Annotated in this window: 9 protein-coding genes; 5 read left to right on the plus strand and 4 right to left on the minus strand. The window is 71.7% G+C overall.

From position 1 onward, the window contains the following. Nucleotides 1–8: 8 nt before the first annotated feature. A complete protein-coding gene (locus tag Pla133_RS04470) occupies nt 9–2,315 on the minus strand; it encodes a collagen-like protein (protein WP_145062887.1) in 2,307 nt (768 codons plus the stop codon). A gap of 33 nt (nt 2,316–2,348) precedes the next feature. After that, nucleotides 2,349–3,215 (minus strand): IPT/TIG domain-containing protein, encoded by an 867-nt coding sequence (locus Pla133_RS04475; RefSeq protein WP_145062889.1) that lies wholly within the window; start codon nt 3,213–3,215, stop codon nt 2,349–2,351. Nucleotides 3,216–3,412: 197 nt separating this feature from the next. On the opposite strand from Pla133_RS04475, the gene Pla133_RS04480 reads away from it, so the two are divergent. The 3 genes from Pla133_RS04480 to Pla133_RS04490 all read left to right on the plus strand — a co-directional run bounded on the left by Pla133_RS04480 (nt 3,413) and on the right by Pla133_RS04490 (nt 8,365). Continuing rightward, nucleotides 3,413–3,955, plus strand: coding sequence for a sigma-70 family RNA polymerase sigma factor (locus Pla133_RS04480; protein WP_419192126.1), 543 nt, complete (start codon nt 3,413–3,415; stop codon nt 3,953–3,955). 6 nt (nt 3,956–3,961) lie between these two features. Then, on the plus strand, nt 3,962–7,420 hold the full coding sequence (locus tag Pla133_RS04485; protein WP_145062893.1) for a WD40 repeat domain-containing serine/threonine protein kinase: 3,459 nt from the start codon (nt 3,962–3,964) through the stop codon (nt 7,418–7,420). A 480-nt stretch (nt 7,421–7,900) separates the two neighbouring features. Next, the gene (locus tag Pla133_RS04490) at nt 7,901–8,365 is read left to right on the plus strand and encodes a GyrI-like domain-containing protein (protein ID WP_145062895.1); all 465 of its coding nucleotides are present in this window, start codon (nt 7,901–7,903) and stop codon (nt 8,363–8,365) included. Nucleotides 8,366–8,460: 95 nt separating this feature from the next. Here the strand turns inward: Pla133_RS04490 and Pla133_RS04495 are convergent, their stop codons facing one another. Further along, nucleotides 8,461–11,088, minus strand: a complete 2,628-nt coding sequence (locus tag Pla133_RS04495) for an FG-GAP repeat domain-containing protein (protein WP_145062897.1) — start codon at nt 11,086–11,088, stop codon at nt 8,461–8,463. A gap of 231 nt (nt 11,089–11,319) precedes the next feature. Beyond that, nucleotides 11,320–13,212, minus strand: a complete 1,893-nt coding sequence (locus Pla133_RS04500) for a right-handed parallel beta-helix repeat-containing protein (RefSeq protein ID WP_145062899.1) — start codon at nt 13,210–13,212, stop codon at nt 11,320–11,322. A gap of 125 nt (nt 13,213–13,337) precedes the next feature. Between Pla133_RS04500 and Pla133_RS04505 the strand changes: the two genes are divergently transcribed. Both Pla133_RS04505 and Pla133_RS04510 read left to right on the plus strand, forming a co-directional pair. Continuing rightward, nucleotides 13,338–13,964: a sigma-70 family RNA polymerase sigma factor gene (locus Pla133_RS04505; RefSeq protein WP_145062901.1), complete on the plus strand. Its 627-nt coding sequence runs from the start codon at nt 13,338–13,340 to the stop codon at nt 13,962–13,964. Nucleotides 13,965–14,076: 112 nt separating this feature from the next. Further along, complete coding sequence (locus Pla133_RS04510; RefSeq protein ID WP_145062903.1) at nt 14,077–16,983, plus strand: serine/threonine-protein kinase; 2,907 nt, start codon at nt 14,077–14,079, stop codon at nt 16,981–16,983. Nucleotides 16,984–17,066 lie beyond the last annotated feature (83 nt).

Genomic DNA, 17,066 nt, shown 5'->3' on the forward strand with positions numbered 1-17,066 from the left:
TCGTTGTCTCACTGGAGGTTGACGAGCACGAGCACGAGCCCGGTGCCCTCGTCGAGGTTCGACATTGCCTTGCCCAGCACGGCGCCGTCCCAGCGCTCTCCGTGGGTAGCCTTCATCGCATGGCCTGCGAGGCTCGCGGTCGTCAGTCGATCGCCGGCGCGGATCGCACCGTTTTCGTCGCTGGCGTGGACCCACACGCGACCCGTCATCGCGACCTTCGTGTCGCCTTCGAGCTCGCCTTCCTGGGACAAGCACAGGCCAGCCTGCACGCCTCCGGCTCCGGAGACGACGCCCGCGACCTTGCGGTCGTACGGCTCGCTCGAAGCGACGAGTTCGCCGGGGTTGTCCGCGTCGATCACGACGACCGTGCCGGGCTCCAGGACCGGACCGCTCGTCTCGAAGCGCTCGACGATGTCCGCGCCGCCGCGGATCTCGAGCACGTTGACGCTGAACAGGCTCGTGCCGTTGACCGAGAGCTCGTCGGTTGCCGATGAGTACATCATCCGCGCGCCGTAGTCGGACTGAGTGCTGGACTTGAAGTCGATGAAGGACGGACTGCCGGACGGCGACACGATCTCGATGGCGCCATTTCCGGCTAAGTTCTTGCCGAGGTGGACACCCGCGACGGTGGGGTTGTCAACGATGCTTCCGGTGAGCTGCGCTGGTCCGGATACCGACATCGTGCCGGCGACCGCCACGTTGCCGTCGAGCGTCGCCGCTCCGGAGGCGTGGAGCGTTCCGGCAACGTCGAGTCGGTAGTTCGGACTCAGCGTCCCGACGCCGAAGTCTCCCGCAGGAGTAAGGGCGGCGTTGCCGAAGCTGTTGTTGGTGAAGAAGATCAGCGGGCTGTTGGAGAAGGTGCCGTACCAACCGCCGGATCCGTTCGCGTAGCTGCCCACCGAGACCGAGCCCGCGCGCTGCACGAATCCGCGCTCACCCGAGTTCGTGGCGACGGTGAGGCGTTCGCTGGCCGTCGACGTTCCGATCGCCACGTTGCCCCCGCTGTAGAAGGCGTTGGAACCGCTGAGGCCCCACACGGACGTGCCGGCCGGCCCCATGGGTCCGATGGGCCCCTCCGGACCGATCGGGCCGGTCGGGCCCTGCGATCCGGCCGGCCCCTGCGGACCCTGCGCACCATCGGCTCCCGCCGGACCCTGGGGGCCATCGGCTCCCATCGGGCCGACAGGGCCCTCCGGGCCAGCAGGCCCGACCATGGTCGCGGTCGATTGCAGCGTGCCGTCCGGGAATTGGAAGCCGCCGAGCCCGGAGCGGACCGTGCCGTAGACGTCGAGGGTCGTCGTCGGGGTCGTGCCGATCCCGACCTCGCCGGCGCTGGTCACGATGACCCGCGGCTGATCGTTCGTCTCGACGACGAACGAACCATCGAGGTCCTGTCCGATGTCGACGTAGTCGGGGCTCGCGCCATTGAAGCGCAGCTGCGGACCCGCCAGCTCACTCGTCAGCCCCGCGACGAGTTGGCTCGCGCCGTCATCCGGGAAGTCGAACAGCCGCAGCTGGCCGCCGTTGGGGCCCCTCACGTCGAGCAGGGCGGTGGGAATCCCGCCGATGCCGACGTTGCCCTGGTCGTAGTAGACGTCCGTGAAGATCTGCTGGAACGGCGATGCCCCCTCCGGTCCTTGCGGTCCTTGCGGTCCTTGCGGCCCGATCGGGCCTTCCGCACCGTCGTCGCCCGCGGGTCCCTGGGGACCGATCGGGCCGGGCCCGCCGTCGAGGCCGGCGGGGCCCTGCACACCGGCCGGACCCGGGTCGCCCTGCGGCCCCTGAGGACCAACCGGACCGATGAGGCCGCTGCTCGAGCCGATCCACGCGCCGCTGGCATCGACGACCGGCAAGCCGTTGATCGCGATCGAGTTCGGGTTGATGTCGAGCGCGTCGACGCTCAGGGCCTTGCTCGCGGTCTCGGCGTGGATCGCGTACGGGGCGCTGGTGAGCCGCTGGCGCGGGACCGACTCCGAGTCGGTGCCGTAGGTCACGCCCAGGAAGAGGCTGGCGTTGGTCTCGAACAGGGCGGCCGGAAAGGCGACCTGGCTGCCGAGGGCGGCCGACAGCAGGCCGTCGGTGACGGCCAGGGACTGGGTCTCGCTCCAAAGTGCCGTGCCGCCGATCGCCAGGTCGTAGACGGCGAAGGTGACGTCGAGCGCGGGATCGTCGACCGGCGCGCCGCCGCCATCGAGCAGACGGCCTTGGAACTGGAGCAGGCCCGGGGGGTCCCCGGGAGTGGCGCTTGCGGGCGAGGTCAGCTGGAGGGCCAGACCGAGGGCGAGGGAGGCGGTTCCGAGTTGGCGCAGGTGCATGATCGTCTCGAATCGAGTTGGGGGAGTGACCGGTCAGCCGCCGATCGGGGTCGACAGCCGGTTCGTGAAGGACCCGGTGAGAGGGGCGAAGTTCGTCAGTTCGAAGCCCTGCCACTGGAAGGCCAGACCCACCAGGTTCGGGTCCTTGGGCAGCGGGAAGCCCCACACCTGCGGCTCGGGACCCGCGAAGGTCGAGGAGGTCGGAGACAGGAAGAAGCCGAGCATCTCGAAGGCGCCGTCGAGGCCGCCGATCGGCAGCACGACTCCGGGAATCGCCACGCCGATGTAGAGGTCGATCAGGGCGCCCGGAGTGGCGTACATCGCGATCTCGTACGGGGCGCCGATGCGCAGCTCGGCCGGCGCGGTCAGAGCCGGCGTGTAGACGTAGGCGTCGGTGGCCGTGGCCGTGGTCAGGCCGTCGCCGACGGTCACGTCGGAGGCGCCGAGCGGGTTGCCGTAGACGTTCACGCCCGGCGGGGTGACCAGGCTCAGCTCGGTGTCGCTCACGACGGTGACGCCGGAGGCCGCCGCGCCGCCGACCTCGACCGAGATCGGGCCGCCACCCAGGAAGCCGGAGCCGACGACGGTGACGGTGTCGCCGCCCGCCTTGCTGCCGCTGCCCTGGAGGACGCCGAAGACCGCGGGGCCCGGCGGCGCGAAGCCGTTCTCGCTCCACAGGGCGCCGCCGCGGAAGCTGTAGTTGGCCGAGCTCGAGGCCGTGGCGCCGCCGGCGAAGGCCAGGCTGGTCTCAGCCGCATAGCCGGCCGAGCCTGTGGCACCGCCGGCGCTGTTCAGGTTGCCCGCCGGCGCGATCGAGGACTCCGACCCCGAGACACCCGATTGGGCGCTCACGATCGGAGCCAGGGCGCTCGCGGCGCAGATCAGGAAGAGTGACTTCATGGGATTCCGAGTGCGTGTCGTGGATGGAGAGCCGTCACGGCCTGCTCCAATCCAGCCACGGAATCCGCGCCGGCGGGGGGCAGCGGCGGCGCGGCCGATTCGCCGCGCTCGGCCTCAGCCCCTTTCGTGGACGGGGGTTACAATGCGAACTCGTGTCAGCCGACCCCCCCCAGCAGCCGGCCGCTCGGCCCACCTCCGTGACCGCGATCCTCGCTGCGGTGGCCCGCGAGGACGCCGGAGCCGCGGATGCCCTCTTTCCCCACGTCTACGAGGAGCTGCGCGCCCTCGCCGGGGCGCTCTTCCGGGGATCGGGCTCCGAGCACACCCTCCAGCCGACCGCCGTCGTGCACGAGGTCTACTTGAAGCTCGTCGGGGACGCCGGCGACTGGAACGGGCGTGAGCACTTCTTCGCGCTGGCGGCGACGGCCATGCGCCAGGTGCTGATCGACCACGCTCGACGCAAGCGTGCCGACAAGCGCGGCGGTCGCTGGGACCGGGTCAGCCTGGACGATTCGGCTCCCTCGAGCGACCTGGCACCCTCGGTGGTCGAGCTCGACGACGCCCTGGCCGAGCTGGAGCGCGAGAATCCGCGACCGGCGCGGGTGATCGAGCTGCGCTACTTCGGCGGACTCAGCGTCGTCGAGGCCGCGCGAGTCCTGGGGGTCTCCGAACGCACGGTCAAGTCCGAGTGGCGCTTCGCACGCGCCTGGCTCCGCGCTCAACTCACCCCGGACGCCTGATTCGCGATGACGCAGGGCTCTCGCGCGCGCCTGGCCGCGGTCTTCGCCCAGGCCGTCGAACTTCCGGACGCGGAGCGTCCGGCCTTCCTCGAGAGGGCCTGCGGCGACGATCCGCAGCTGCGCGCCGAGGTCGAGCGCCTGCTGGAATTCGACTCGGCCAGCATGGGCTTCCTGGGCGAGGACCAGATCGACTCCAGTCGCGAGCAGCTGGAGTCGGTGCTCGAGGGAAGCCGGCAGCTCGTCCGGTCGGCCGATCCCGATCGGATCGGACCCTATCGGGTCCTGCGCCGCGTCGGGGAAGGGGGCATGGGCATCGTCTACGAGGCCGAGCAGGATTCGCCCCGCCGCCGCGTGGCGCTCAAGGTCGTGAAGCCGTTGCTCGCGACGCCGAGCCGGATGGCGCGCTTCAGGCAGGAGGCCGAGCTCCTCGGCCGGCTGCAGCACCCCGGGATCGCCCAGGTGTACGAGCTGGGGACCTTCGACTTCGGGCACGGGCCGCAGCCCTACTTCGCGTTGGAGCTCGTCGACGGTTCCGACCTGGCGACCTACGTGGCCGAGCACCGCCTGTCGGTTCGCGATCGCTTGGCCCTGCTCGTGCAGGTCTGTGAGGCCGTCGATCACGCGCACCAGCGGGGCGTGATCCACCGCGACCTGAAGCCGGAGAACATCATGGTGGATGCCGAGGGGCGCCCCAAGGTGCTCGACTTCGGCGTGGCTCGGGCGACCGAGGGGTCGACGGTCCTGACGACGCTCGTGACCGAGGAAGGCGACCTGCTCGGGACCATCGCCTACATGGCTCCCGAACAGCTCGAGGGTCACATCGAGGAGATCACCCCCAGGACCGACGTCTATTCCCTGGGGGCGGTCGCCTTCGAGCTGCTCACCGGCCGGCCGCCCCACGAGCTGCTCGGGCTCCCGCTCGCCGCCGCCATTCAACTGGCCCTCGCCGGTGACCCGCCGGCACCGTCGACGCTGCGCCCCGAGCTGGCGGGCGACGTGGAGACGGTCGTCGTCCACGCCCTGGAGAAGGAGCCGGCGCGGCGCTACGCGAGCGCGGCGGAGCTCGCAGCGGACCTCGAGGCGGTGCTCGAGGACCGGCCGATCCTCGCGCGGCCGCCCAGCCGTCGCTACCGCGCGTTGAAGTTCGCCCGGCGCAACCGCGCGCTCGTCGGAGGAGTGACCGGGACGTTCCTCGCGATCTTGCTCGGGCTGGCGACCTCGCTGCACCTGTGGGGCCGCGAGCGCGAGCAGCGGGGACTGCTCCAACTGGCATCGGCCGAGCTGCGCAGGGGCGAGGCTCAGCTCGTCGGCGGGGTCATGGCATCTGCGCGCGAGGCCCTGGAGCAGGGCGACGTCTGGGGCGCGGTGAAGCAGCACTCGCGCGTGCCGGAGAGTCGACGCGGCTGGGCCTGGCGTCTGTTCCGGCGCCGCCTACCGGTGCTGCTCGACCTGGAGAGCGACGTCGCGATCCTCCCCGAACCGGCCCTGCCCCGCTGGCGATTTGCCGGCGACGATCATCTCTATGCCCTCGATCTGGCGCGGGACGCGGTTCGCCTGATCCCGCTCGATGGGCCCGAGCAGGAGTTCGAGCGAGAGTTCGAGCGATTCGCCGGCATGGGCCTGAGGTGGGTCGACGTGGCCACGCCGACCGGCTGGGCGCTCGGCTGGGCCGATGGCGAGACCGTCTTGCTCGATCTCTTCGGGGGTCGGGTGGTGCGACGGTGGTCGACCCCCTGGAACCGGGAGCTGGGCCAGGCCTCCCACGACGGCGAGGTGGTCGTGGTCCAGCAGGGCCCGGACCTCGCGACCGTCTTCGACAGGGGCCGGGCCATCTCGAGTCTCGACTGCGGCGGCGCCGACTCCGCCATCGCCCAGCGTCACTGTCGCCTGAGCCCAGCCGGGGATCGAGTGTTCGTGAACCGGCTGTCGGAGGTCGCGATCGTCGACTTGGGGACCGGTGTCGAGCGAGTCCATCGGCCCGGTCCCGGATTCGACCGGATCCTCGGCGAGCCGATCGATGGCGGCTGGGTCAGTCACCAGTGGGTCGAGACCGAACGCGGGCGCACGGCCTCGCGGATCCAACTGGAAGAGGTGCCCGTGCTGGACGAGTGTCTGCTGATCACCGAGCACACCGGCCGCGCGAGCTTCGCCACGCCGCGCGACGGACGCTTCGTCGCCATCGGCTCCCACGGCTGGGTGGAGCTGCGCGACACGCTCGCAGCCGACCCGTACGTCGTCAGTCGTTTCCAGGACCAGGACGGGCGGCTCGACCGGGGCGCGGAGTTCTCCGTGGTCGGCGAGGTCTCTCCCAGCGGCAAGCGCCTGTTGGCCTTGGCCCACGGCGACTACCGGCCGTGGCTGGTCGACCTCGCGGAGTCCGCGATCGGGGCGGACGTCGATTCGCGGTCCCGCTCCGTGCAGATCCACGACCGCGTCCTCTACCACCTGGCCGTGTCGCCCGACGGGAGTCTGGCTGCCGCCACCGGGCCGCGCATGGACGCGGTCCTGGTCTGTGACGCCACGACGCTCGAGCCGCTGGCGCGGCTCGAGCGGCGGGCTGTCGACTTCGGCAGCCGCGACGCACTGCTCGCCTTCTCCGACGACTCGCGTCGCCTGGTGATGTCGACCCCGATGGTGGGCTTCGACGGGGTGGTCGTGGTGGAGTGGGACCTGGTCGGCGGCGGAGTCACGGTCACCGAACCTGGGGTCGAGGTGACCGGCGGCAACCACGTCCAGCTGCTCGACGAGTTCATCGGGCGCCTCGAGCCGAGCGAGCGCGCGCGCCTGAGCCAGAAGGTGCAGATGGCCGGGCCGCGCGCCGTCGCCGTGAACCGAGCGTACGAGCGTAGCTCCGATTGGAAGGAGAACCCCTCCGGTGCCGGGCGTCGCTGGGCCACCCTTGCGACGCCGGGCCGGGCACCGCGAGCGGACTTGACGGCGCTCAGCGTGCACCCCTTCGAGGACCTGGTGGCCCATATCGCGGGCTACGAAGTGAACCCCGGCGACTCCGCGTCGTCGGGCCAGCTGAGCGTGCGACGTCTGGACGGCGGCGAGCTCGTGAACCAGGTCAAGCTCGATCACAAGCCCTGGTGCGTGTCCTACTCCCCCGACGGGCAGACGCTGGCGGTGGGCTGTAGCGGCGGGTGGATCCAGATCTACGAGACCGAGTTCCTGGCCCTTCAGCACGAGTTCCGAGCGACCCGAGGCTACGTGTACTCGCTCGCCTTCCTCCCCGACGGGGAGCGGCTCGCGTCAGTTGGGGAGGACGGCCAGCTGCGGGTCTGGGACCCGCGGCCCCAGCGGGTCCAGGACGCAGCGCGCCAAGCCTGGTCGGAGCGTCGCGCCGAGCTGGCGGCGCGTCCAGAGCTCGAGGCGGAGCTGCCCTTGTTGTCCGGCGAGGAGCGCGCCGCCGCGCTGATCGGGCTGATCCGACGCCGCTGGTCGTCGGAGCCGCGGGGCCGCTGACCGGCCCGCGGCGTTCGTAGGCGGTCGGCACCGCGAGACGCAGCTTGCCCCGCTCGGCGGCCAGCGTATCCAGGTTCCGCTCGAGCTCGCCCTTGGTTTCGTCGATGCGGCCGCGGTCACAGATCGCTCGGCAGCCTTCGACGAAGCCAAGGCGCATGAACCCGTGCTCCAGTAGGACTCGAGCGCCCGCGAAGCGCAGGCTGAAGTGGCCGTGGTCCACCGATTCGATCCCGCCCAAGCCGGCGGCGCCCAGCATGGTGACCAGGGCGTCCGCACTCGCGCGGTGGTGGACGTGCTCCTGGAGAGCCTCCACGCGATCGGACTGACCGAGTCGTCGCACGATGCGCCACCAGGATCGGCGGCCACCGGGCGCCGCTCGGACCTGCCGGGCACCGATCCCGGCGGCGTACCCTGCGACGCCTCCCTCGTCCGCCGGCTCCGCGCCTTCGTCCGCCGTCCGACCCTCTACCAGCTCCCGAGATGCTCGAGAACCCCCACGTCACCTCCACCGCCCGTCAGCCCACGGCCGTGATCCGCTTCACCATCCCGCGCGACGAGATCCAGGCGGTGATGGGGCCGGCGATCGGAGAGGTCATGGCGACCGTCAAGGCCCAAGGTCTGGGCCCGGCCGGTCCGGTCTTTAGTCGGCACTTCCGCATGGACCCGGAGGTCTTCGAATTCGAGGTCGGCGTCCCGGTGCCGCGCGCCGTCGAGCCGGCCGGCCGCGTGGTCGCGAGCGAGCTGCCCGCCACGCGGGTGGCGCGCGCCGTGTACCGCGGCCCCTACGAGGGCCTCGGCCAGGCCTGGGGCGAGTTCATCGCCTGGATCGAAGCCCAAGGGCTGGAGCACGGGCCGAGCCTGTGGGAGTCCTACGTCGCGGGTTCCGAGTCCGGCTCCGATCCGACCGCTTGGCGCACGGAGTTCAATCGGCCGCTCGTCGACTGAGACGGGCGACGGCGGCGCCGCCGAGCCGAGAGTCGCTCTCGACGCCGACTGAACCCGCAGTTTCGCCCGGGGCGCTGGGCCCCGGGCGCGTTGCGTCAGAAGCCGTAGCCGATGGTGACCGCGTTCGTCAGCGCGAAGCCCGCCGGGTAGCCCGGGTGCACCAGCAGGGCCTGTTGCGGGATCGTGAAGCCGGGGATGGCCGTGGTCCAGACGGTCTTGTCGATGGCCACGCTGCCCTCGCCCTCGGCGCCGGGCGTGCCGCCCAGGACTCCGGCGTAGATCTGGTAGAGCGGCGCGATGAACACACCGGCACCCGGGAGCGGAACGTCGACCAAGTTGACCTCGGTCGTGCCCCAGTAGACGAAGTAGAAGGCGCCGCCTATGCCGTGCACGATGCGCAGCTCCGCCGAGGGCGTCCCCGGCACGAAAGGCCCCTTGGCGCCGAGGACAGGTGCCACCGGCCCGCCGCCGTAGCCGAAGCCGTACTGCTTGACCGAGCCCGAGGAGGGCGTGTCGAACGTCGTGGCCTCGATCAACAGGTTCGAGATCAGGTCGCCGTCGCCGTCGCCGTCCAGGTCGGCGATCGAGTAGGAGTTGGGACCGAAGTAGGACTCCAACTCGTAGACGCCGCCGGTCGCGGTGGCGAGCCACAGCTCCAGGCGAGTACCGAGTGAGCCCTGCTGGTCCCTCCAGCCCAACAGGTCGGCCAGACCATCGCCGTTGACGTCGCCAGCGGCAACCCGCTCGTAGCCGCCCACCGAGGGCAACATCTGCAACGGCGCGGTGTAGGCGCCGCCACCCAGGTTGAGCGCCACGGTCAAGCCGGACGTGGTGGTGCCGCCCAGGGTCGCGAAGCACAGGTCGACCAGCCCGTCGCGGTCGAAGTCGAACAAGAGCGGAATCTCGCCCATGGGCACCACGAGCTCGAAGGTCTGCACCTCGGTGAAGTTGCCGCTGCCGTCGTTCTGTTGGAAGTGCCAACTGCTGGTGTTGCCGAAGGTCTCGCGCATCAAGAGGTCGGTGTCCCCGTCGCCGTCCAGGTCCGCGATTGCGCGCGGTTCGCCGCTGAAGCCCGCGACCTTCGCTCCGAAGTGACCGGCGCCATCCCCCGGGTACCAGCCGCCCGAGCCCAGCACGTCCAGGTCTCCGTCACCGTCGAAGTCGGCGGAGTCGATCAGGCCCGAGTACTGGGCTCCGACCGCGATGCCAGCCACCGCAACGCCTCCGTCCACGTAGACCCCGTCGGCCTGGCCGCGCAGCAATCGCGTGCCCAGGAACTCGAAGGTCGGGTTGAAGGGGAAGGTCTGAATCAGCTGACCCCATTCCACGGCCAGGTCGCCGTAGCCGTCGCCGTCGAAGTCGCCGCGCGCCAACACTTGGTCGACCAGTTCGGTCCCCGGCAGTGGAATGCTGAAGGCATCGACCGCCGGTCCCTTGCCGGTGCCGTCGTTGATCGTCACGTAGCGCGAGCCGCCGGACAGGTCGAGGTCGCCGTCGCCGTCCACGTCGACCGCCTCGGCCGTGACGGTCGCGCAGCAGCCCTCGGTCAGGATCGGCTTGCCGACCGCCTCGATCGTGCCGGAGCCGAGCAGCACCGCGGAGCCGGCGGCCACGTCCAGTCGCCCGTCACCGTTCAGGTCCGCGACCCCCGCGATGCCCCAAGGTTGCGAGGCGCCGGGCCAGCTCCAGTAGGTCGCGAACTCCACCGTCAATCCCTCGGAGCGGCCCAGATAGATCAAGGCACTGCTGAACTGCGACGAGAAGTCCAGGTACATCAGGTCGTCGTCGCCATCGCCGTCCCAGTCGACCATGTAGCCGGGGCCGATCCACGGTGTCCCGCCGATGCCGCTCTGCCCGGGGCCGGCGACGAGGGTCCCGCCGCTGTTCTCCAGCACGAAGGCGCCAATGCCGCCGGTGGTGTACTGGGTGAAGACCAGGTCATCGTCGCCGTCGCCGTCGACGTCGCCGGCGGTCAGGGACGAGGCGCTGCCAATGTAGGTGGTCACTTCGAGCACCTGGACCAGGCCGGGGTTGGCGGCGGCGTCCCAATCCACGAGGTAGAGGTCGGCGCCGCCGGGCTCGAAGGCCGCGCGGGCCACGGCCACCTCGTCGGATCCGTCCCCGTCGCGGTCGAGCACGGTCAGGTGTCCGGCGTAGGTCGGGAGCGACTGCGACGGTGCAGCCAGCGGCGTCGGGCCGTCGAGGATCCACGCGTTGACCTGGTAGTCGGTGCCCACGCCGAAGACGGTGTCGGTGTCGTAGGTCACGACGTCGAGGGTCCCGTCGCCGTTGACGTCACCCAGGACCAGCTCCCAGGTCAGCTCCGGGCCCGGCAGTTGCAGCGGCGGGTCGAAGCTCCCGTCCCCGCGCCCGGCGTAGAGCCGCACGCCCGACGTCCCGGCCGAGGGCAGGTCGTTGTAGCGCACCACCAGGTCCGCCAGCCCGTCGCCGGTGACGTCGCCCAGGGCGTTGTACTCCTGGCCGGAGAGTCCCGGGATCGTCGCACCGAGCGTGGGGTTGGTGCCGACGTCGAGCACGCTGAACCAGCCGCTGGCGCTGCTGACGACGCCGTCGACGGTGCCGTTCTGATCCAAGTCGGCCAGGGCGACGTAGTTCTGGTCGCCGCTCAACTCGTAGCGGGGGGCCCGGAGGATTGACTGGGTATGGGCCGTCGACGCCAGGGTCAGGGTCGCGAGGGAGAGGTGAAGGGGAGCGGCGCGCATGGGAGCTCTCGGGGGCAAGGGGTGGGGAGGTGCGAGCGCGGTCGCAGAAGGCCACGCTGTCACCCGCCCCCTATACCCCCGAGAGTCCCGCCGGCGGGGCTCAATCCGCGGGAGTTCGCGACGCGCGGGGAACGTTCCGCCTCCCCGCTGCGTCGCGCCGCACCGCCGTCGCGTTCGACTTCGGTCAGCGGCGCCACCCCGACGCGAGGCCGGGGCGCACCCTCGCCCGCCTCAGAGCCCGTGCACCATCCGCAGGCCCTCCGTAAGCCCGAGCACGACTTGCGTCCCCGGAGTCTGGTCGAGGATCGCACCCTGTACGAAGAACGGCAGGCCCAGCGCCGAAGGGTCGCTCGTGATGGCGATGCTGATCGGCACGGGCTGACCCGGCGCGGCCCACAGTCCGGCGACCTTGGTCCAGGCCAACAGGCCCGGGGTGTAGTTCAAGAGGAACTCACCCGGCGCGCCGTTGCCGGCGAAGCCGAAGCCGGGCAACACCAGGCCGCAGGGACCCAAGGGCTGCGTCGCGAAGCTGAGGCTCAGGAAGGCCAGGGAGAGGGGCGCTTGGGTCCCCAAGGGGTTGTCGATCCCGAGCAGCATCGACGTCCCGAGCTGCGGCGAGCCGGACAGCACCGTGAGGCTGCCGGGCGTGTTCGTGCCGCACCCCACCAGGGGCTCGACCACGGCCGCCGGGACGTACTCCCGCGCACCGATGTCGACCGCCGGCGAGCCGCTGCCCGTGTTCGCCGTCTGGGGATCGTCGATCTTGCGCAGGTGCCCAGTCAGGTCCTTGTTGGCGGCCGAGAAGGGGAGCCCTGCGAGGGCACTGGTCGAGCCCGCGTCGATGCACTGGGACCCGGCCTGCAAGCCGTAGCCCACCCAGCCCAGGGTCGTGTCGGCGAACAGCGGGTTCACGCTGATGTTCCCCGCGCCGCTGTAGGGGCTCTGGGTGCAGCAATAGCGCACGACGAACGACCCAGCGACCTTGGTGCCCAGCTGCGATTGCACCGTCGAGTTGCCCCAGATGATCGTGTTCTCGATCACGTCGCCGCCCTGGTAGCTGTGCAGCACGACGCCGTCGCGCAGCGCCCCGGCCGCGCCGTCCGAGCTGCCAGTGCCCTTCGCGCCACCGGCGCCGAGGGTCTGCTGGGTGAAGGTGCAGTTGACGATGCGAAAGCGGTTCGACGCGTTGAACAATGCCCCGCCCTCGCCGCCGACACCGCCGTTGGCACCGTCTCCGACCGGACCCACGTCGCCCTCGTGCGAACCCAGTCCGTCGCCACCGTCGCCCCCGGTCCCGCCGTTGCCTCCCTTGCCGCCCATGCCTGAGGTGTTGCCGATGAACAGGCAGTTGACCAGCAGCGGGTAGCCCGACGACGAGCCGATCGCCCCGCCCGAGCCACCCTCGCCGCCCGTGCCCCCGGTGCCGCCCTTGCCGCCGTCACCGACGAAGATCAGGAAGCCGTTGGGTCCGCCCTTGCCACCCTTGCCGCCCTTGCCCCCGGAGCCTCCCGCGCCGGCTTGGTTCTGGTAGAAGACGCACGACTCGATCAGGGGCGTGCCGCTGGTGATCCAGATCGCGCCGCCGTGACCACCGCGCCCGCCGACCGTGCCCTTGCCGCCCTTGCCGCCGTCGTCGCCGGCCTCGGTGGCGTCGGTGCCCTTGGAACCCGTCGAGCCAGGCCCGCCGGCGGCGGCCTGGTTCCCCTGGAACACGCAGCGCTTGATCGTCGGCGAGGCCGAGTTCGACATCAGGATCGCGCCGCCGTCGCGGGTCTCGTCGGGTGCGAGGACGTCGTTCCCGTCGCCGCGGCCGTCGAAGAAGGTGAAACCCTCGATCACCGTCCCCGGGCCCTCGAAGTCGTCGAAGACCATCAGTCGGCGATGCTTGTCGCCGTCAAGGTACGTGTTCAACGCGCCGTCGCTGCTCTTGAACGTGATCGCCTTGCCGGCGAAGTCGAGCGGCGCGGCCGGCATCCAGGAGCCGGGGCCGACCAGCACCGTGTCTCCGGGCGAGGCCAGGTCGATGCCCGCCTGCAGGGTCGCGGCGTCGCCGGGCACGTGCCAGGTGGTCTGGGCCGCGGCGGGCGCGGCGAGGAAGAACAGGGAGAGGTGTCGAAGTCGCATGCTTCCGTCGGGTTCGAGGTCGGGGAGAGACCCGTCGTCCGGGCCGTCCCCTGCAACGCGTGAAGCGGCCTCGAGGTCGGAAGTCGAATTGCGATCGATCTGAATCAGCGGGCTAGGATTCACCGATGAGCGCCCCCAGAGAGGACTGCGCCGGCCCCGCGGACGCCGATGGGGGAGGCCCGGGCGACAATCCGTCGAGCCGCGGGCAGCGTTCGGCGCGGCCGGACCCGGTCGAGCGCAGCCGCTTGCTCGAGCTGGCTTACGCGGAGCTGCGCGGCCAGGCCGCCGGCCTGCTGGCGCGCGAGCGCGGCGACCACACGTTGCAACCCACGGCCCTGGTGCACGAGGCCTGGCTGCGGGTCGCCGACCAGACGCGAGTCGCCTTCCAGGGCCGGCGCCACTTCCTGGCCGTGGCCAGCCAGGCCATGCGACGGGTCCTGGTCGACCACGCCCGCGCCAAGGGCACGGCCAAGCGCGGCGGCGATTGGTCGCGTGTCTCCCTGGGGGGCACGCCCGCCGCCCCCGACGAGGAGCAGCTCGACCTGCTGGACCTGGAGCAGGCCCTGGTCGAGCTGGAGGCCGTCGACGAACGCCGCGCCCGCGTGGTCGAGATGATCTGGTTCGGCGGCTGCACCGCGGAGGAGGTCGGCGAGGCCCTGGGTGTCAGCGCTCGAACCGTCGGCACCGACTGGCGCTTCGCGCGCGCCTGGCTCTTCGATCGACTCTCGCGGGACGGCGAGGTGGAAGCGTGAGCGGCGCGAATGACGAGGTCTTCGGTTGCGACGCTCGATCCGCCGCTGCGGACTGGCGACGTGACCCGGCGCGGAGCGCCCGTCGACTCTCGCGGGACGGCGGTGGGGCCGCGTGAGTGGCGCGGACCACGATGCCTTGGCGGCGGCGTTCGAAGGCGCGCTCGAGGTCGAAGGTGTGGAGCTCGCGAACTACCTGGCGCAGCTCGAGGCCCGCAGCCCCGACCTCGCGCGGCGCGTCGCGGCGCTGCTCGAGGCCGACGGGGCCGCGGGGGCGCGGCTGCTCGACCGGCCGGCCTCGGCCCGCGCGGCCGAAGCCCTCGACGACCTGGCCCGCGGCGAGAGCGCCCAGTTCCCCGAGTCGATCGGCTCCTACCGCATCCTGCGCGAGCTCGGCCGCGGCGGCATGGGGATCGTCTACGAGGCGGAGCAGGAGCGGCCGCGGCGACGGGTCGCGATCAAGGTGCTGCGCGCGGATGCCATGGACGCAGCCCACCGGCGCCGCTTCGAGCTGGAGGGGGAGGTCCTGGCGCGGCTCGAGCACCCAGGCATCGCGCGCGTGTACGACGTCGGCACCGCCGACGGCCCCCACGGTCCGCGGCCCTTCATCGCGATGGAGCTGGTCGACGGCCCGCGGCTCGATGATCACGCGACCCAGCGGCGTTTGGACCTCACCGCGCGAGTGCGCCTGCTCGTTCGCGTCGCTGACGCGGTGGCCCACGCCCACTCGCGCGGGATCGTGCACCGCGACCTGAAGCCGGGCAACGTGCTCGTCGACGCCAGCGGTCAGCCGCGGGTGCTCGACTTCGGGATCGCGCGCGCCCTCCACATGGACGGCGACAGCCTGCGCACGCGCACCGGTGAGCTGTGGGGCACCCTGGCCTACATGAGCCCCGAGCAGGCGGCGGGTGACGGCGCGGCGATCGGCACGCCGAGCGACGTCTGGGCCCTGGGGGTGATCGGTTACCGCCTGTTGACCGGTCGATTGCCCTTCGAGGTCGACGGCCGGTCGCTGCCCGAGGCCCTGCGCGCGCTCGAGCGCGACGATCCGCCCGCGCCGTCCAGCTTCGCGCGCGAGGTCCGCGGCGACCTGGAGACGATCCTGCTGCACGCGCTCGAGCGCGAGCCGGAGCGGCGCTATGCCACGGCGGCGCAGTTCGCCGCCGACCTGCGGCGCTTCCTCGACGACGAGCCGATCGCGGCCCGGCCGCCCAGCGCGACCTACCAGTTGGCCAAGTTTGCCCGCCGCCATCGGCCCTGGGTGCTCGGCGCCGCGGCGGCGGTGCTGGCGCTGCTGGCCGGGACGATCGTGAGCACGGCCCTTTTTGTCGAATCGCAGGCGCGCGGCGAGCGCCTGGCCGCAGCCCTCGAAGCGGCGCGCGAGGCCACGGCCGAGGCCCAGACCCAACGGGCGGAGGCCGACGACCAGCGCCGCCGGGCCCAGTCGTCGGTCGACGAGTTGCTCGCCTCCGAGCAGTTCTTCGACGAGATGTTGGGCAAGGCCTCGCCCTACGAGGACGGCGACGCGGTGCGCGTGGTCGACGTGCTCGAGCGCTCGGTGGCGGCCCTGCACGGGTTCACCGGACCGCCGCTGCTGCGCGCGCGGTTGCTGTCGCGCCTGGGCGGGACCCTGCACTCGATCGGGCGCTCGCAGGAGGCCGTTCCGCTGCTGGAGCAGGCGATCGACCTCTACGTCGAGCGCGGCGAGGGCCAGTCGGTGCAACGCGCGCGCGCCGAGGGCCTCCTGGCGCTGGCGCGCTGGAACCGATCCCAGGCGCCGGAGGTGCTGGCGGACTTCCGGCGGGCGCTCGAGTTGTACGAGGACATCGGGCTCGGCGGCGACGCTTCCGCGGTGCGCCTCCGCATGGACCTGATCAACGCCCTGACCGTGTTGAGCTTCCTCGACCAGGCCCAGGTCGAGTCCGAACGGGTGATCGAGCTGGCCAGGGTGCTGGGGCCCGAGTACGGCACCGACCTGGCCCAGGCGTTGCTCTCGCAGGCCCATGTGGCCATGGCCCAGGGTCGCTTCGCCGCGGCCGAGTCGAGCGCGCGCGAGTCCGTCGAGCGGATGCGGCGCGCGGCGGGGCCCGAGAGCGTCGAGACCTACGGCGCGGAGCACGTGCTCTCGGCGCTGCTCTACTACCGCGGCGAGTGCAGCGAGTCGCGCGAGCTGGCCGAGCACTCCCTCGCCGGGCTGCGGCGCGTGATCGGCGGCGACCACCCCGAGCTCGTCGGCCACCTGGAGGTGATCTGCGTGGCCTCGCTCGAGCTCGGCGATCTCGAGCGCGCGGCCTCGGCCATCGACGAGGCGGTCGCCATGGCCGAGCGAATCTACGACGCGGACTCCGTGCGCCGCGCGAACCTGTTGGTGCAGCGGGCCGGCGTGCGCGAGGCCAGTGGCAACGACGTGGCTGCCCACGCCGACTACCGCGAGGCCATCGCGACCATGCGCGCGAGCGGATCCTCCGTGCCCCTCGCCGCGGCCCTGGCCCTCGAGGGCGCGCTCTACCAGCGCCTGGGCCAGTCAGCGGAAGCGATCCCGCTCTTGGAGGAGTCGATCGCGATGCACGCCGCCCTGGTCGATCCGCTCGACCTGCGCCTGGCCGATTCCCTGCGCACCCTGGGCCTGGCCTACCAGGCCCGCGGCGAATGGGAGCCGCTGCTCGAGACCCAGCAGCGGTTGGTCGAGAACCTGCGTCTGAACGAGGATCTGGTCGGTCGCGAGGCGCGGGTCGAATCGCTCGCCGCCGTCGGCGAGGCGCTGTTGGAGCTCGGGCGCAACGCCGAGGCCCTGGAGGAGTTGGGCGGGCACTGGCCTTGGATCGAGTCCGTCGAGGACGCCGACCTGCGCGCGGTCTTCGGACTGCAGTACGGCGCGGCGCTGTGGCGCACCGGCGATCGCATCCGGGGTGCGCAGCTCGTGCGCGAGTGCGCCGACCAACTCGACGGCCTGCTCGGCCACGGCGAGCGCCGCACGCGCAGGCTGGCCGAAGTCGAAGCGGCCAGCGGCGTCCCGGAATGACGCCGCTGGCCGCGGTTTGAAGTCGAGCAGCCGAAGTCGCGCGGCTCCAGCCGAGCGGGGCTCCGGCTGGCGCGGGGCTCCGG

It is taken from the genome of Engelhardtia mirabilis (genome assembly GCF_007748095.1).
In the GTDB taxonomy this organism is placed as follows: Bacteria; Planctomycetota; UBA1135; order UBA1135.

Excerpts from the sequence above, each read along its gene's own strand:
- Pla133_RS04470 (WP_145062887.1), bottom strand. The coding sequence starts at position 2,315 with ATGCACCTGCGCCAACTCGGAACCGCCTCCCTCGCCCTCGGTCTGGCC.
- Pla133_RS04475 (WP_145062889.1), bottom strand. The coding sequence starts at position 3,215 with ATGAAGTCACTCTTCCTGATCTGCGCCGCGAGCGCCCTGGCTCCGATC.
- Pla133_RS04485 (WP_145062893.1), top strand. The coding sequence starts at position 3,962 with ATGACGCAGGGCTCTCGCGCGCGCCTGGCCGCGGTCTTCGCCCAGGCC.
- Pla133_RS04490 (WP_145062895.1), top strand. The coding sequence starts at position 7,901 with ATGCTCGAGAACCCCCACGTCACCTCCACCGCCCGTCAGCCCACGGCC.
- Pla133_RS04495 (WP_145062897.1), bottom strand. The coding sequence starts at position 11,088 with ATGCGCGCCGCTCCCCTTCACCTCTCCCTCGCGACCCTGACCCTGGCG.
- Pla133_RS04500 (WP_145062899.1), bottom strand. The coding sequence starts at position 13,212 with ATGCGACTTCGACACCTCTCCCTGTTCTTCCTCGCCGCGCCCGCCGCG.
- Pla133_RS04505 (WP_145062901.1), top strand. The coding sequence starts at position 13,338 with ATGAGCGCCCCCAGAGAGGACTGCGCCGGCCCCGCGGACGCCGATGGG.